Source organism: Desemzia sp. FAM 23988, assembly GCF_045528365.1.
Lineage (GTDB): Bacteria > Bacillota > Bacilli > Lactobacillales > Carnobacteriaceae > Desemzia.
Map to the genome: position 1 here is coordinate 1 of NZ_JBGQQS010000085.1, position 282 is coordinate 282.

Annotated in this window: 1 protein-coding gene; it reads left to right on the top strand. The window is 36.5% G+C overall.

Annotated elements, in window-relative coordinates; all coding sequences use genetic code 11:
• Positions 1 to 282: RrF2 family transcriptional regulator (locus ACEN4L_RS13550; protein WP_407123691.1), on the top strand; the 282-nt coding region annotated here is incomplete at both ends.

Below are 282 nucleotides of genomic sequence, written 5' to 3' on the forward strand. Positions count from 1 at the left end.
GAAGCATTAGCTGAGAACATTTGTACGAATCCAGTTCGTGTTCGCAGAGTTCTGGCAAAATGCCGAAAAAGAGGATTAGTTCAAACAAAAAAAGGTGTGCATGGCGGATACTTTCTAACCGATAATTTAGAAGCTATCACTTTAAAAAATGTTTATGAGGCGATAAAGATCCCAATTATCCAAAATACTTGGCATTCAGGTTATATCAATGAACAATGTATGGTTTCGTCTGGTATGTCAGAAGCTATGGATGATCTTTATGATGAGCTGAATAAAGATGCA